A 16921-nucleotide genomic window follows, 5' to 3' on the forward strand; every position below is an offset into this window, starting at 1 on the left:
GCGCCATGACTTCTGAGCCGGTGCCGCTGCACATCGTCTCCGGCAAGGGTGGCACCGGCAAGACCACGGTCGCGGCAGCCGTGGCGTACGCCTTGGCTCGCGACGGCGCGCGGGTGCTGCTGTGCGAGGTCGAAGGCCGACAGGCGATCGCCGAGTTCTTTGCGACCAGCAGCCTGGGCGACACGGAGCAGCGAGTGCTCGCCTCGGTCGGCGGTGGCCGGCTGGTGGGGCAGTCGGTGGTGGCGACCCATGCGCTGCGCGAGTATCTGACGCGGGTTTCCCGGACACCGCTGGCGGGCCAGATTCTGGACAAGGTCGGGCTGGTGGACTTCGCGGCGACCATCGCTCCCGGACTGCGCGACCTGCTGCTGCTGGGCATGGTCTACGACGCGGTGCAGGCCAAGCCCAAGGGGCGTACGCCGGCGTACGACGCGGTGGTGCTGGATGCGCCGCCGACGGGTCGGCTCACCAACTTTCTCGACATCCACACCGCTGTCGCCGATCTGGCACGCAGCGGCCCGATCCACTCCCAGGCTCGCAGCATTGCCGAGGTGATGCAGCGGCCCCAGACCCGGGTGCATCTGGTCAGCCTGCTGGCCGACCTGCCCGCCACCGAGACCATCGAGGCCGCCGCCGAACTGGAACGGATCGGGGTCGCCGTGGGCGCGGTGATCACCAACCGGGTGCTGCCGGCCGATCTGGTGCCCGACCATCTGGATCGCGGCACCGCGCCGTGGCAGCAGCAGTTGGCCGCTGAGGTCGGGCTGGTCCGGGACCGGCACCAGCACGAACAGAGCGCGCTGGCCCGGCTGCAGGCCGTGGACCGACCCGTGGTGTCGGTGCCGGAATTGTGGACGGCGATCGACCACCGCAACCTGCCCGCACTGGCCGACCACGTCAAGGAGGCCATTCATGTCTGACGCCACCGACGACTTCGACCTCGATCATTTGCTGTCCGACCCCAGCGTCGGCATCCTGCTCAGCTGCGGCGCCGGTGGCGTCGGCAAGACTTCGGTCGCGGCCGCGATTGCGCTCCGTGCTGCCGAACTGGGACGCGAGGCGCTGGTGCTCACCGTCGATCCGGCTCGCCGACTCGCGCAGGCCCTCGGCCTGGGTGATGCGCTGGGCAACGAAGCGGCCCCGGTGCCCGACATCGACACCGCCGCCGGAGGTCGACTCGACGCGATGATGCTGGACATGAAGGCCACCTTCGACGAGGTGATTCGCTCCACCGCCCGCCCCGGCCGCGCCGAGGCGATCCTGCAGAACCGCTTCTATCAACAGCTCTCGACTGCCTTCACCGGCACCCAGGAATACCTGGCGTTGGAACGGCTGGGGCAGTTGGCGGACCAGGCCCGCGCGGGCGCCTGGGACCTGATCGTGGTGGACACGCCCCCCTCACGCAGCGCCCTGGATCTGCTCGACGCGCCGGACCGGTTGGGGCGGTTTCTGGACCACCAACTGATCGGCGCCATCACCGGCTCCGGCAGCGATGGGCCGCTGCGGCTCCTCAACCGTGGTCTGGGCGCTGCCACCAGCGTGGTGGGTCGGATCCTGGGCACCGAACTGGTCGCTGACCTACGCGCGTTCCTCGATGCCTTCTCCGACCAGTTCGAAGGTTTTCACGCCCGGGCCGAGGCGACTGCCGGCATCCTGCGCTCCCCCGCCACCCGATGTTTCCTGATCGCCTCGCCGCACTCCACGACCCTGCGCGAGGCCCGCTTCCTGGGGGAACGGTTGGACCGGGAACGGATGGGGATCGCCGCCACCATCGTCAACCAGGTGCACCCCTGTCCGCCGATCACCATCCCCGACGACTGGCAGAGCCCGGACCGGGCGCGACTGCTGGCGATGCACCAGTGGCTGCGCGGCCGCGCCGACCGGGAGCAGGATCTGGTCGCGGCGTACCGGGCTGGCGGCACCACGCATCCGGTGCTGACGGTGCCCCGGGTCGGCCGAGAAGTCAGTGATGTCGCATCGGTACGCGAGCTGGCCGCGGTGCTGGCCGATCAGCGGGTGCCCGAGCACCCATGGATGCGGTGGCGCTGAAAACTGAGAGGACCTTGACAACTCACCGAATCTCTGGCTCACATTTCGATGCGGTTGTCCCTTTCACGTACGCTGCCACCATGCCCACTACTGCCCGCAGCAGCAGCAAGCTCTACGCCGCGACGATGTTCGTGGCGATCAGTGTGCTGTCCGGACTGCTCGTCGCCGGACTGTTCCTGCCATTGGTCGCGACCGCCGGCGTCGGTGGTCGAGCCATCGAGGAGACCGTCGAGAACCTCCCGGCCGAGTTGGCGACCCCGCCGCAGTCGGAGCGTACGACCGTCCTGATGGCCGACGGCTCGGTGCTGACGCACTTCTACAACGAGAACCGCGTCTATGTGGAGCTGGATGACATCTCCAAGACGATGCAGGACGCGCAGGTCGCGATCGAGGACCACCGGTTCTTCGAACACGGCGCGATGGACCTTCAGGGCACGTTGCGGGCGTTCCTGTCGAACTCCGCCGGCGGCGACACCCAGGGTGGTTCGACGCTGACGCAGCAGTACGTCAAGCAGGTCCGCATCGAGACCGCTGCCCAGCGCGGCGATCGCCAAGCGGTCGCGGAGGCGCAGGAATCCAGCTACGAGCGCAAGATCATCGAGCTGCGCTATGCGATCGCGCTGGAGCGTCGCCTCGAGAAGCACCAGATCCTGGAGCGCTACCTCAACATCGCCTACTACGGCGACGGCGCGTACGGCGTCGAGGCCGCCGCCCAGCACTACTTCAACAAGAGCGCCAAGGACCTGGAACTGGCCGAGTCGGCGATGCTGGCCGGCATCGTCCAGAATCCGGTCGCGCTGGACCCGACCAACGACCCGGCCGCCGCAGTCGAGCGCCGCAACGTGGTGCTCGCGCAGATGGCCCGCTATGGCTTCATCACCGAGGAGGAGGCCGACGCTGCCAAGGAGGTCGAGTGGAACCCGGAGGGCATCCAGCCGCCTCGCAACGGTTGCGCCGCCTCCCCCTACCCCTTCCTGTGCCAGTACGTCGAGCGTTCGCTGCTGGCCAACCCGGCCTTCGGTCGGGACGAGGACGAGCGCCGCAACTTCCTCTACCGCGGCGGTCTGACCATCCAGACCAAGATCGACCCGAAGCTGCAGGATGCCGCCGAAGCAGCGATCGCCGAGAACATCGACGCCGAGGATCCCGTCCTGGGCGTGATGGTGATGCTGGAGCCCGGCACCGGGCAGATCCTGGCGATGGCGCAGAGTCGCCCCGAGATGGGCACCAACGCCGGTCAGACCTTCTTCAACTACGCGGCCTCCCGCGAGATGGGTGGGGCCGAGGGTTATCAGGCCGGCTCAACCTTCAAGCCGTTCACCGTCGCGGCTGCCCTGGAGAAGGGCATCCCGATGACGACGCGCTACGACTCCAACTCGCCGATGCAGTACAAGGGCAAGACCTTCCAGAGTTGCGAGGGTCCCGTCGAGATGGGTGATTACGAGGTACGCAACTCGACCCAGAGCGGCAACATGGACATGGCTCGGGCGATCTCCACGTCCACCAACAACTACTTCATCCAGCTCTCCCAGGCCGCCGGTCTGTGCAATATCACCCAGATGGCCGAGAAGCTCGGCATCGAGGTCGGCCCCGGCGTCGATCCGAACTGGGTCAACCTCTACTCCCACTTCGCGTCGCTGACCCTGGGCGCCCTGGAGGTGACGCCGCTGTCGATGGCGGAGGCGTACGCCACCTTCGCTGGCCGCGGCGTGCACTGCAACGCGGTGATCATCGAGTCGGTCCGCACCAAGGAGGACGTCGAGATCAACGTCCCGGGCGCTGACTGCAAGCAGGTCATCGCTCCCGAGGTGGCCGACGGCGTCAACTCGCTGCTGCAGGGCTCGGTGGCCAATGGCACCGGCCGGCCTGGCCGGATTCCCGGCGGCTATCCGCAGGCCGGCAAGACCGGTACCATCCAGGACACCCAGGCCGTGTGGTACGCCGGTTACACCCCAGAAGTTGCCGGCATCGCCATGGTCGCCATCGACAAGACCAACCCCTTCTGGCAGAGCGACAGCTGGCGCAACCGCACCCCCAGTCTGGATGGGCTGCGGCTTCCGGTGAGCGGCTCGCGGATGTCCGGTTCGGGTGGTCAGGACGCGGGCAACTGGATCTACCGTCCTTCGATGACGGCCGCCCTGGAGGGACGCCCGAAGACTGACTTCGTGGAGCCCACCGACGAGATCAAGAACGGCAAGCCGGTCGAGGTGCCCAGCGTCAAGGGGCTGAGCCCGAGCGCGGCCCAGAAGAAGCTGGAGGAGGCGGGCTTCGTGGTGGGTCGCACCCAGACCTACAGCAACCGTCCGGCCGGCACCTTCCTGGGCGTCTCGCCGACCGGCACCGCCCGGTACGGTCAGACCATCAACCTGATCTTCTCCCGCGGTCCGCGGCCGGATCCCAAGCCGGATCCCAAGCCGGATCCCAAGCCGGAGCCGAAGCCCGAGCCGGCGCCCGAACCGGCACCGGCCCCTGAGCCAGCCCCGCAGCCGCCGCCCGGCAACGAGGGCCCCGGCTTCGAGCCCCCCGGTGGCAATCAGGGCAACAACGGAAACAACGGCAACGGCGAAGGCGGCTGAGGTGACGCAGGTTCTCTGCCGGGAGGTCTCGGCCTCCCGGCCGCGCCCTGTCCCCGGCGTACGCCAGGTGCTCACCGGGCTCGGCGCAGTGGCGGCCACCGGTGCGATCCTCGGCGGTGGGCTGTTCGCGTACGGGCATGCCTCGCTGGGTGACTTCCGACTCCGCGAGGTCACCGCGCCGGTACTGCCGGCAGGCGCCGAACCGATTCGGGTGTTGCACCTGTCCGACCTGCACCTGTCACCCGATCAGACCCACAAGCGGCGCTGGGTGTCCCGGCTCGTGGCCCTGGAGCCGGACCTGGTCGTCAACACCGGGGACAACCTCTCGCATCCGATGGCGGTGCGGTCGGTGCTGGAGACCTACGGCGAGTTGCTCGAGCGCCCCGGGGTGTTCGTGTTCGGATCGAACGACTACCACGCGCCGCGGCCCCGTAACCCACTGCGATATCTGACCGGCCGCAAGCGGGCGCCGCGGCCCCCGCAGCTGTTGCCGTGGCAGAGCCTGCGCGACGGTTTCCTGACCGCGGGTTGGCATGACCTGACCCATCAGCGCGCCCAGATCGAGATCAACGGACTGCGGCTGGAATTCCGCGGCACCGACGATGCCCACATGGAGCTCGACGACTACTCCCGGGTCGCCGGTCCGGCCGCGCCGAGCACCCAGCTGAGCATTGGCGTGACCCATGCGCCGTATCTGCGGCTGCTGGACGCGATGACCGCAGACGGTTGCGAGTTGCTGCTGGCCGGCCACACCCACGGCGGTCAGGTCTGCCTGCCCGGCGGCCGTGCGATCATCACCAACTGCGACATCGAGCCGGAACGGGTGAAGGGCCTGTCCCAGCACAGTTTCGCTGGCCGGACGGCACACCTGCATGTGTCGGCGGGGCTGGGCAACTCGCCCTATGCGCCCTATCGGCTGTGGTGCCCACCAGAGGCGACGCTCCTCACCCTCACCGCTTGATCCCTGCCGCCTGAGTGGACCGCGGCAGCCAGGACCGCGACCCTAACCCCGCGTAGGATTCTCCTCACTCGCAGCCAGCTGGAGGGGGAAGGATCACCATGTTCAGCGAAACCGGCGTCACCAAGCCCGACCTCGACATCAACGAGCTCAACTCTCGCGGGTCGACCTACGACACGCTCACCGGCGCCACGACAGACGCCCTGTCGACCGTCACCGACGCCGTGCGTGCTGTCCTGGCCAAGAACAAGGGCGCCTCGGCCGACGCCTTCAAGGCCAGCGTCACCCGCGGCGGCTCGATCGTCGAGCACCTCTCCGAGGTCAGCCAGGCCGGCCAGCGCACCGCCGCGGCGTACGCCGGCGCTGCCAGCGGGGGCGGCTCCGTCCAGACCGCGATGGTGGCGGTCGCGACGACCCGCCGTCCGTACTTCTGGAAGGCGGTGATGATCGGCGACCACCAGTACGCGACAAAACTCCTCGACGCCACCCGCAAGGACCTGCAGCGGCTGGAGGCCACCGGGACCAGGAACGTGACCCAGGCCTTCTCCTCGCTCAATCTGCCCCAGCCGCTGCCGCTGGGCTATGGCGCCACCAGCATTGATCCGCGGATCGAGGACGACTGGCGCAAGCCCGAGTCCGAGGGTGGCATGTCTGATGAGGAGAAGAAGGATTTCCTGCAGCAGATGGCCGATGACTATGCGCGCGAGAACGGCTTTCCCCCGATTGAGATCGACTGGAACGCGCATCCCGGCTCCTTGGGCGTCTACATCCACCCGGACACCCTGAAGGTCGACCCGGCCAATCTCGATGACCCCGGGATCATGGAGACCGTGATCCACGAGATGCAGCACCGCCGCCAGCACACCGGCTACAAGGCCTTCCGATTCCCCTGGCAGGACGAGAAGAACGGCATGTCGCGGGAGGAGGCCGAGCGCTGGAAGCGGCTCAACGACGACTACGTCCGCGGCAAGGGCGACGATCCGAACACCCCCAACGACAACGAGGCCTATTGGGAGCGACCGGTCGAAGTGGATGCGCGGGAGGCCGCTTCTGGGTACATGAATGACTTCAGCTACGACGAGTACCAGAAGCGCAAGGACCCCAACTATCAGCCGCCCACCGGCGGTGGCACCGGCACCACCGACTTCCACCCGCCGACTTGGTCCGAGCAGGGCGGCAAGGTCGACTCGGCCGCCCAGGAGTTCTACATCACCGCCGAGCCGGTCATCACGATGCGGCCCTTCGCCGCCAAGTCCAACTCTCCGATCGAGTCGGCCGCCGTGGCCGGCGATGCCTCCTGCCTGGTGCCGTGGCATCGGATTGTCGCCGGCGCCAAGGAGGGCATGACCACCGTGGGTTCCAAGATGATCGGCACCGGCAATGACTACTCGGCGACCGAGGAGGACAACGCCTCCGCCGCCGGTCGGTTCTGGGTGTGACGATGATGCTCCAGGAAGCTCTGTCGTCCTATCTGGCCAAGCCCGGCGCGGCACGGGCACGCGAGTTGCAGCAGACGGTTCGCCGCCTGGCGGGCTTCGAAGAGGACACGCCGTGGATCGATCGTGCGATCGCCTTGGCGCAGCAGTCGCGCCACGACGAGTTGGCGCGGTTGCTGCGCGCCCTGATGCCGGCCAGCTTCGGCTGTCCGGTGGCCCATCAGTTGTACGCCGAGGCGTTGGCAGGTCTCGGCGATGCTGAGGGCGCCGAGCGGGAGCGGGCGTACGCGGCGCTGGGGCTCGAGCTGATCGAGGCCTCCGGGGACGGTTCCCGGGCCAAGCCGTGGTGGGTCCTGCACGTGGTTGACCAGTACGCCTTCCTGGATGCGCACGGCCACGAGGTCGTCTCGCAGCAACTGATCATGACTGACCCGGCCCACCTCGACGCCATCGAATGCGCCGACGGCGTCGTCCGTCACTTCGCTCTGGAGGCCGCCGATGCCGACTCCTGAGGTGCACACCGTCCATTCCGAGGACAGCGTCCACGTCGAATTCGTCGACGGCTCCCTCACGATCCTGCGGTGGCGCGGCGAGGGGCGTACGCCGCGAGCGTTGCTGGGCGCCGTCGCCGCGGCGTTGGACGCCGGCCGCGAGCAGCACCGCCAGGAGCTCGCGGCAGTCGCTGAGCCGCTGCCTGAGCCCGCACCGGATCCGGACCGGGATCTGGTGATGGCGTTCGCACAGCGACAGCTGGATGACAGCCCACCGGCGCCGCCACCGCAGCCGGGCGAGCTTTTCCCGAGCCAGACCGATGGTCGCGACGAGAGCGGCCGCGCCCACGTCTCGCTCACCATGGACCACGTGATGATCCTGGAGGTCTCCCCGGACCTGCTGGCCGATGAGCGGGCGGCCGGACTGGCGGTCATGGAGGCGTACAACCTCGCCGCCGAGCGGCTCACCGAGGACCTGCCCGCATGGGCCGAGGCGCGCCGCGACGACGACGCCCTTGCCGACGTGAACTGGTCGGAGCTGGCCCATGACGTACGCCGGCTCGGCGGGGGCCACTGAGATGGCGCCGCTGCCGCGTCGAGCGTTGTTGGCGGCGCTGGCCGCCGCACCCGTGCTGTCGGCCTGTCAGGGAGGCCCCGTGTCCACACCGTCCAGTTCATCACCAGGCGCCCCCTCGCCCGGTACGCCCACGGGCTCCCCCGGAGGCTCCACCCCGGCGACATCAGGGGTCGGCGAGTGCGCCTCGCTGACCTCGGGGCACCGCTACTCCCATCTCAGCGGCCGATGCGGGGCCGGCGCCCCGCCGCCCGGGACCGAGGTCGACCCGGTGCCGATGACCTGGGTCGGGCCGATCGAGCGCGACGGCGACACCGTACGCAGCGGCTTCATGAACACGGTGCTGGCCTGGGATCCGGCCACCGGCGCCGCCACGGCGCTGCTGGCAAAGCGCCACAACGCCAACCCGCTGTGGGCCGGCAGCGGCGATGTGGTCGTGGTGCCGCGCTGCGACGGCAGCCTGGTGGTGAGCCGGGCCGGCTGCGTGGTGCAGGAATTGCGCGGACACGCCCCGGTCGCCGAGGTGGGCGTCGGCGACGGGATCGTCGGGCTGACCTTCGTCGGCGACGAGTTGGTGTCGGCCGGTGCCGACGGGACGCTGCGGCGCTGGGACGCGCTGGCGGGACAGCAGCTCGCGCAGACCGACGTGGATCCCGGCGCCATCGCCATGACGGTGGGCCTGGGCGCCCTGGTGCTGAGCTGGCCCGACCGGGTGTCGGTGCGCCGGCCGTCCGACTTCGCCGAGATCACCGCCCACGCCGACCTGCCCAACAGCACCGGCTGGTCGCTGCTGGCTGGCGCACTGGTCGGGGTGACCGACAGCGACCCGCGCGAGGTCGTCCTGGTGCAGCCCGGTGCCGAACCGGTCCGGCACCCGTTGGACTACTGGCCCGTCGGGCTGTGTGTCACGGCCGACGGAGCGGCGGCGGTCTGGATCGACACCGACACCATTCACATCCTGCAGGCCGACGGGCAACTCACCGAGGTGCCGCTCGAACGACCGCGCCGCTTCCACACCGCCTGGCGGTGCGCCGTGGCCGACGGGGTGCTGTACGCCTCCGGCGCCGACCGGGGGATGTGGGCCTTCGACCTGGCCACCGGCCAGCTGCAGCAGACCTTCACCGACCCGCGTACCGGCCGCTGACGCTCACCGTGCAGCTGCAAGTGACACCCCCGCTTCCGCTGCGCTAAGCTGTTCCTCGGTCTTGTCCAGACCACAGACCTCGGGGTGTGGCGCAGCTTGGTAGCGCGCCTCGTTCGGGACGAGGAGGTCGCAGGTTCAAATCCTGTCACCCCGACATCAGTCAAGCCGGGCTCACGTTCTCGTGGGCCCGGCTTGTGCTTCCCGGGCCGCCTGACTTGGTGGGCGACCGGCGGCGGCTTCCCCTTCGATCATGTGGGCCCCTACGACGGCCTGCTGTGAGCCCCTACAGCGGCCAGAAGTTCTGTCGGTATGAGCCGGTAACGTGCAACTGAGGTCACGGCACAGCGGTGTGACCGGCGATCAGGACTGGGGTAAGCGATGACACGGGCAACCAACCGGGCGACGGTGGCGAGCGTGGCGCATGCGGCCGGAGTGTCCCCGGCAACGGTGTCCCGGGTCCTCAACCGCCACCCCAACGTGTCCCCCGAACTCGTGGCGCGTGTCAACGCCGCCGCAGACGAGGTGGGCTACCCGCGTACGCCCGCAGCCTCGGCCCGGCCCCGGACCAAGCTCTGGATGGCGATCGTCCCCGACGTCGAGACACCGTTCTTCATGCGGCTGCTGGACTCCTTCGACCAGGCCGCCGACGCCGCCGGGTGCTCGGTGCTGATCGGCAACTCGCGCGACAGTCCGGAGCGGGAGCGGACCCACATCGCCACCGCGATCGACCACCGGGTCTCCGGCGTGCTCATCGCGGCAGCATCGGTCAACTCCGACCTGGATCCGCTCAGCCAGGCCGGGATCCCGGTCGTCACCGTGGATCGGGAGGTGACCGGCTTCAGCGGCGACAACGTCGGGGTGAACAATCACCGTGCCGGGGAGCTCGCAGCCCAACACCTGCTGGCCCAAGGGGTGTCCCGGCCAGCCCTGATGACCGGTCCCGACAACGTCAACACCACGGTGGAACGCGAGGAAGGCTTTCTGGCGACCTTGGCCGCGGCGGGCATCGACCTGGGGCCGACGGTGCGGCTGCGGGAGCGCAGCCGTCACGCCCATCGGGTCGCCGCCGCGATGGTGCTGGACCACCCTGACATCGATGCGGTGTTCGCCACCAACAGTTGGCTGACGGCCGGGGCCTTCGCCGCGCTGCAGCGCTCCACACGCCGGATGCCGGACGACGTCGCCCTGATCGGCATTGACGACGACCCCTGGACAGCGCTGGTGACCCCGGCAGTGTCGGTGATCGGTCAGCCGATCGACCAGCTGGGTTCCTGGGCGGGTCGGCTGCTGACCGCGCGGGCGGACGGGCTCACCCATGATCAGGCCCGGGTCAGTCTCGACCCGGTGCTGGTGCCACGCGCCTCGACCCGCCGCCGCTGAGGTCAGCGCTCCCAGAGCCGAGTCACCGCACGCGGGAGCAATGGCGTCATGCCAAGCTGGGGGCCAGACCAATCCTTGGGAGTTTCGATGATCCGCATGCGTGCCGACTTCTTCGCCGAGTCCCTCGGCATGGGCACCTCGATGGTGGTCCTGATGCCACAGGAGACGGCCGGCATCGGCATGGCCGCGGCGGGCCCGCCCGAGGGTGGGGTGCCGGTGCTCTATCTGCTGCATGGCCTCAGCGATGACTGCACCGGTTGGGAGCGCCGCACCTCGATCGAGCGGTACGCCTCCGACACCGGCATCGCCGTGGTGATGCCGGAGGTGCGCCGCTCATTCTACGCCGACGAGGCCGTCGGCGAGGCGTACTGGACCTTCCTCAGCAAGGAGCTGCCGGCCCTGCTGGCACGGACCTTCCGGATCTCCACCGCACGCGAGGACACCTTCGTGGCGGGCCTGTCGATGGGTGGCTTCGGTGCCTTCAAGCTGGCCCTCAACCACCCCGACCGGATCGCGGCCGCCGCCAGCTTGTCCGGCGCACTGGACCTCACCCAACGATCCTTCGACGGATCCAACGGTCACCTCGCCGAACGCATCTGGGGTGACACAGACCTGGCCGGGACACCGGATGACCTGGTCGATCTGGTGCGCCGAGCCGATCCGGCCAGCACGCCGGCGCTGTGGCTGGACTGCGGCACCGAAGACTTCCTGGTGGACCACAACCACACCTTCGTCGCGGCCGCTGAGGAGGCCGGCGTACCGCTGCAGGCGCGGTTCCGCCCGGGCGCGCACAGTTGGGACTTCTGGGACGAAGGCATCCGCGACGTGCTGGCCTGGCTCCCGATCCGCCGCTGAGGTGGGGCGCCCAGCCGTCGAAGATCCTTTCACCCGCGGCTCGTGGCCACTTCACGACCGCGGGGAGCCCCCAACGTTCACCCAGAATCCACCCATCGCGGACCTGTCATTCATCGCGCTGCACTTGGATCAGCCCCGTGAAGACTCGCACCCTTTCCTCCGTCCGCGGCACAGTCGCGGCCGTCGTCGCTGCCGCCCTGTGCATGAGCGGCATCATCGGAGCCGCCCAGCCGGCTGCCGCTGCCCCTGAACCACTGCCGCCCCTGGTGATCACCGAGGTGATGCAGGACAACGCCGGAACGCCGAGCCACCAGGACTGGTTCGAGTTCTACGAGGTCACCAACACCACCGACGCGCCGATCAACTTCGCCGACTACGCGCTGCGCTACCACAACAGTGGCTGGCTGAGCGTGGTCGAGCCCGGCACCGAGACCCCGCTGGATGAGGTCATCATTCCCGCCAACGGGTCCGCGGTGTTCTGGCAGCGGTACGCCGTCGGCACCGGCGACGCGGCCGTGACGCAGTGGGAGCTGTCGGAGGCTGATTTCCGCGCCCACTATGGCAACGCGGACTCCACCTATCCGCTCTACCACTCGATCGGACAGGCCGGCTTCGCCAACTCCGGCGAGCGCAGCTTCACGCTCTTCGAGGCCGACCGTTCGACCACGGTCTCCGAGTCCCATTACAACCGCCCCGCCACCAACCGCGGCAACTCCGACCACTGGACCGTGCCGGCCGAGGGTGCCGTGCTGATCAACCACGTCCCCGGCACTGCGACCCCCGGCAGCGTCGCCGCCGACCAGCTGGTCCGGCCCGAGCCGACGGACCCCACTGATCCCACCGACCCGACCGCGCCCGGCCCCGGTGCCGACGGCAACGCCGGGGCGTACTTCCCGCTCGCCATCACCGAGATCTACGGCGACAATCCCGGCGCCGACGTCTATGAGTACGTCGAGGTCACCAACACGACCACCGAGCCGATCGACCTGACCGCCGAAGGCATCGAGCTGCGCTACCACACCTCCCAGTGGAACGCCGGTACGCCGCAGCCCTTCCTGCACCTGGCCGGCGAGGACGACACCCCGGTCGTGATCCCCGCCGGCGCCTCGGCGCTGTTCTGGCTCAACTACGGCGCCGACTCCACCCAGGCCGCCATGACCAAGGACCAGTTCCGCGCCGGCGTCGGCGCCGCTGCCGAGGTCCCCGTCTATCGCTTCGGCCCGCAGCCCGGCATCGCCAATGGCGGTGACCGTGGCTTCAGCCTGGTCCGCGACGGCGAGACCCTCAACCGCGCCTGGGCCCCGGCCGACACCGACCCGGCCGGCAACTGGAACGCCCAGTTCGCGGTGCCCGCCCGGATCGGCAGCGTCGACGCGGTGCTGGTCGACGCCGGCCCGGCCGTGGCCATCAGCCCCGGCACGGTGACGCTGGCCCAGGTCACCAGCGCCCTCGAGCGCGAGACCGACCCCGAGCTCGACGCTCCGGTGCTGCAGGTGACCGAGGTCGCCCCCGACACCGTCAACGTCGGCGGCTCCGACGGCTACGAGTTCGTCGAGGTCTACAACGCCTCCGATGCCCCGATCAACTTCGGCGACTACACGCTGAACTACCTCTACACCAACAACGACCAGTCCGGCCCGGTCACCAACAGCTCCACCCAGTGGCCCGCCGTGCCGTCCGATGTCGTCATCCCCGCCGGCGGCACCCTGGTGCTGTGGGTGAAGAACCCGGCCGGTGTCAACGCCGGCCTGACCGTGGCCGACTTCAACGAGCAGTTCGGCACCGACCTCGAGCTGGGCGTCGACATTGTCGAAATGTTCACCGGTGGCATGGCCAACGGCGGCTCCCGAGGCATTCAGGTCACCACCAACACCGGCCACGACATCAGCCGCAGCTACTACTTCGCCGACGACCAGACCACCCCGAGCACCGCCATCCAGTACGGCTGGAACCCCAGCACCAGCGACCCGCTGTGGGCGCCGCAGGATCCGACCGGCACCACTCAGACCATGATCGGGCTCTCGGCCCCGACCCCCGGCTCGGTTTCCGGCGACCAGGTGCCCCCGGCGTACGTCCCGGCGCCCGCGGCCGGCACCGCCCCGGTCGTCACCGATCTCACCGGCAGCGACGACGTACCCGACACCGAGAACCTCGACCTCGGCTTCGACATCGCCGACGACCTGCTGGTGCGCACCGTCACGCTGCGGATCACCGACAACCTCGGCGCCACCCAGGAGACGAACCTGGTGCCCGAGTCCGGTGACCGCTACACGTACGCCATCCCGGCAGCCGACCTCTTCGGCAAGCGCTGGATCGACTACGAGGTAATCGCCAGCGACGGCGCCCAGCAGACCACGTTCGGTCCGGTCCGGGTCGCGCTGGTCGAGGGCGAACCCGCCGCAGTCCGGATCAATCTGACCGAAGGCCAGTACGTCAGCGGTGAGACCCGCGTGGTCGCCACCAGCGAAGAGGGCAATCCGGTCTCCCTCAGCATCGACGGCGCCCCGATCGCCGATGCCGCACCGTCCTTGGAGACCGGCCCGGTGTTCGCCTTCGAGGCGACCAGCACCGACGCCTTCTTCCGCAACGGCGTCAAGCTCGGCGATGAGGTCCTGACCATCTTCGACGAGGGCTTCTACTCCCGTGTCGTCACCGTCGATGCGACAATCCCGGCCACCCAGGTGCGCCCGGGCGAGCAGGTGACCGTCACCATCGTCGCCGGCACCAAGGCGTGGCCGAACGCCGACGTCAATGAGAACAACGACGACTTCGTCGCCATCAACCCCCGCCTGGCGCTCCCCGACGGTCGCAGCCTACGGCCCGACAGCTGCGCGACCACCAAGGAGGCCGACGGCCGCGAGACCGACCCGGCGCCGATCGACTGCCCGGCTGCTGACGCCCGGATCGGCTTCTCCGACGCCGGCCTGGTTTCCTTCCTGGCGACCTTCACCATCCCCGAGGACGCCTTCACCTCGGTCGCGACCACCTGGGACACCACCGCCGTTGCGGACGGTCCCCACGTCATCGAGGCCAGCGGCGGCGACGCCAGCGCCACGCGTACGGTCCAGGTCGACAACACCGCCCCGGCCATCGAGAGCCCGATGGTCGACGGCGAGCTCTACCGCGGCGAGTTCGAGATCACCGCGACCGCAACCGACCAGGGCGCTGGGGTGGCCAACCTGACCGCCACCCTGGACGGCAATCCGATCCCGCTGCCGCTGGCGACCAGCTCACTGGCCTTGGCTCCGGGCGAGCACGTCCTGGCATTGACCGCCACCGACAAGGTCGGCAACACCACCACCCGGGAGATCACCTTCCGGACCGCCGACGAGCAGCCCGGCATCGAGCTCAACAGCCCCGATGACGGCGCCACCATCGACGGCAATGAGGTCGATCTGATCGCCACCGGCACCTCGCCCGAGGGTGACGAGTTGGACCTGAGCTTCCGGCGTGGCTACCGGTACGCCGCCACCGACCCCGAGGTCAGCGTCGGCGCCGGCAGCACCAGCGACGCCCGTCCCGGCGAGCGCAGCGACGCCACCGCGCTGAGCACCGAGGAGCTGGCCACCCTGGTCGGCACCGACGGTGTGGCAGTGGAGACCACCAGCGACACCGCGCTGCCCTACCAGCTGTTCACCATCGCGGTGCCGGCTGATGCGGGAGCCGGATCGCAGGCCCGGGTCCATTGGAGCGGCAGCGCCAACCCCGGCGCCAAGGTGATCCTCTACGTCCGCAATGCCGACGGTTCGTGGGAGAAGGTCGATCAGCAGCTGACCACCGCCACCCCGGCGGCGACCCAGCGTGCGGCGGCCGCGACCGAGATCGCCTTTGAGGCGATGGTGCCGGTGGATGGCCACGCCAGCAACGGCAAGCTGACCTTCCTGGTGCAGCACTCGGAGGGCTTCGCTGCGGAGCCGCGCAGCCAGCGCGACTCGGCGATCACACCCTTCAACCCGGATGCGACGCCGCGCAACCAGTACGACTTCACGATCGCGTGGGAGTCCGACACCCAGTACTACAACCGCAACCTGGGTCTCGACACCGACGGCAGCGACACCGAGTTCTACCGTCACCAGACCGCAATCCACGAGTTCGTCCTGGAGCAGCGCGACAACCTCAATCTGCAATACCTGGTGCACACCGGTGACATCGTCGACAGCGCCGACCAGCCGCACCAGTGGCGCAACGCCGACCAGGCGTACCGCATGCTCGACGAGGCGGGCTTCCCGTACGGCGTGCTGGCCGGCAACCACGACGTCCACGGCGGCGACGCCAACTACACCGAGTACGGCCAGTACTTCGGTGAGGACCGGTTTGCCAGCAACCCGTGGTACGGCGGTTCGTACAAGAACAACCGGGGTCACTACGACCTGATCTCGGCCAACGGCGTTGACCTGTTGGTGCTCTACATGGGCTGGCCGGACAACGTCTCCTACGAGGAGCTCAACAGCGAGGACATCGACTGGATGAACTCGGTGATCCGGCAGTACCCGGAGCGGAAGGTGTGGATCAACCTCCACGAGTACATGCTCACCACCGGTGGCCTGGGCCCGTTCCCGCAGCGAGTCTTCGACGAGGTCGTGAAGCCGAATCCGAACGTCTTCGCGGTCGGTTCGGGTCACTACCACGACGCGTACACCCGCCTCGACGAGATCGACGACAACGGTGACGGCGTGGCGGATCGCACCGTGACCTCGATGCTGTTCGACTACCAGGGTCTGCCCGAGGGTGGTCAGGGCTTCCTGCGACTGCTGCACTTCGACAACGAGGGACAGCGGATCCTGGTCCGCACCTACTCGCCGTCATTGGATCAGTTCAACTCCCCGGACGCCTCGCTCAACAACCCTCCGGGGATGCAGGAGTTCGAGATTCCGTACGCCGCGGCGGGCATCTCCCCCACCGCCAAGACCTTGGCGACTGACTCGTTCAGCGCCGAGATCCTGACGGCGACCGAGATCGGTTCGGTGGCCGGGGCGCCCTCGGGTCAGGCGGCGACGATCACCTGGTCCGAGGTGCCGCAGGGCGAGCAGGGCTGGTATGTGGTGGCGACCGGACCGCACGGTGGCGTGATGTACTCCGAGGTCCGCGAGCTCAACGCCCCGGCCGGCGTACCGGGTGAGCCCGGCGAACCCGAGGAGCCGGGTCAGCCCGAGGAGCCGGGTCAGCCCGGTGAGCCCGGTGGACCGGAGGAGCCGGGTCAGCCCGAGGAGCCGGGGCAGCCTGGCGAACCGGGTGAACCGGGGCCGGGCCAGCCCGGTGGACCGGAGGAGCCGGGTCAGCCCGGCCCGGATGGTCCGAAGCCCGGCCTGCCGGACACCGGTTCGGCGGCGGCGGCGGGAGCAGCCCTGCTGCTCGGGGCCGCCGCGCTGGCGGCGTACCGGATCAGTCGCCGACGCAACAGCTGAGGTCAGCACTCGCGGCCGGGAGGGAAACCTCCTGGCCGCGATGTGCGTTTCTG

11 protein-coding genes and 1 tRNA gene are annotated in these 16921 nt (G+C 69.2%); all 12 read left to right on the forward strand.

Annotated elements, in window-relative coordinates; all coding sequences use genetic code 11:
- The first annotated feature begins 5 nt into the window (after positions 1 to 5).
- The 12 genes from CGZ91_RS04060 to CGZ91_RS14215 all read left to right on the forward strand — a co-directional run bounded on the left by CGZ91_RS04060 (position 6) and on the right by CGZ91_RS14215 (position 16868).
- On the forward strand, positions 6 to 920 hold the full coding sequence (locus CGZ91_RS04060; RefSeq protein ID WP_094451638.1) for an ArsA-related P-loop ATPase: 915 nt from the start codon (positions 6 to 8) through the stop codon (positions 918 to 920).
- Positions 913 to 2049, forward strand: coding sequence for an ArsA family ATPase (locus CGZ91_RS04065; protein ID WP_094452719.1), 1137 nt, complete (start codon positions 913 to 915; stop codon positions 2047 to 2049). Before CGZ91_RS04060 ends, CGZ91_RS04065 begins: the two co-directional genes overlap by 8 nt.
- Positions 2050 to 2129: 80 nt before the next feature.
- Positions 2130 to 4625 (forward strand): transglycosylase domain-containing protein, encoded by a 2496-nt coding sequence (locus tag CGZ91_RS04070; protein WP_229116411.1) that lies wholly within the window; start codon positions 2130 to 2132, stop codon positions 4623 to 4625.
- Between the two features lies 1 nt (position 4626).
- Complete coding sequence (locus CGZ91_RS04075) at positions 4627 to 5586, forward strand: metallophosphoesterase (protein WP_229116412.1); 960 nt, start codon at positions 4627 to 4629, stop codon at positions 5584 to 5586.
- Between the two features lie 98 nt (positions 5587 to 5684).
- Positions 5685 to 7022, forward strand: a complete 1338-nt coding sequence (locus tag CGZ91_RS04080) for a hypothetical protein (RefSeq protein ID WP_094452721.1) — start codon at positions 5685 to 5687, stop codon at positions 7020 to 7022.
- A complete protein-coding gene (locus CGZ91_RS04085; RefSeq protein WP_094452723.1) occupies positions 7019 to 7531 on the forward strand; it encodes a hypothetical protein in 513 nt (170 codons plus the stop codon). Before CGZ91_RS04080 ends, CGZ91_RS04085 begins: the two co-directional genes overlap by 4 nt.
- Positions 7518 to 8087: a hypothetical protein gene (locus tag CGZ91_RS04090; RefSeq protein ID WP_094452725.1), complete on the forward strand. Its 570-nt coding sequence runs from the start codon at positions 7518 to 7520 to the stop codon at positions 8085 to 8087. The genes CGZ91_RS04085 and CGZ91_RS04090 overlap by 14 nt, the downstream gene beginning before the upstream one ends.
- Complete coding sequence (locus CGZ91_RS04095) at positions 8056 to 9228, forward strand: WD40 repeat domain-containing protein (protein WP_144276772.1); 1173 nt, start codon at positions 8056 to 8058, stop codon at positions 9226 to 9228. Before CGZ91_RS04090 ends, CGZ91_RS04095 begins: the two co-directional genes overlap by 32 nt.
- Positions 9229 to 9308: 80 nt before the next feature.
- Positions 9309 to 9382 (forward strand) — tRNA-Pro (locus CGZ91_RS04100).
- Positions 9383 to 9606: 224 nt separating this feature from the next.
- On the forward strand, positions 9607 to 10608 hold the full coding sequence (locus tag CGZ91_RS04105) for a LacI family DNA-binding transcriptional regulator (protein WP_094452729.1): 1002 nt from the start codon (positions 9607 to 9609) through the stop codon (positions 10606 to 10608).
- A gap of 87 nt (positions 10609 to 10695) precedes the next feature.
- Entirely contained in the window at positions 10696 to 11463 is a 768-nt protein-coding gene (locus CGZ91_RS04110) for an alpha/beta hydrolase (protein ID WP_094452731.1), read from the forward strand.
- A 137-nt stretch (positions 11464 to 11600) separates the two neighbouring features.
- Positions 11601 to 16868, forward strand: a complete 5268-nt coding sequence (locus CGZ91_RS14215) for a metallophosphoesterase (RefSeq protein WP_094452733.1) — start codon at positions 11601 to 11603, stop codon at positions 16866 to 16868.
- Positions 16869 to 16921 lie beyond the last annotated feature (53 nt).

Source organism: Parenemella sanctibonifatiensis (assembly GCF_002250565.1).
Classification (GTDB): Bacteria; Actinomycetota; Actinomycetes; order Propionibacteriales; family Propionibacteriaceae; genus Parenemella; species Parenemella sanctibonifatiensis.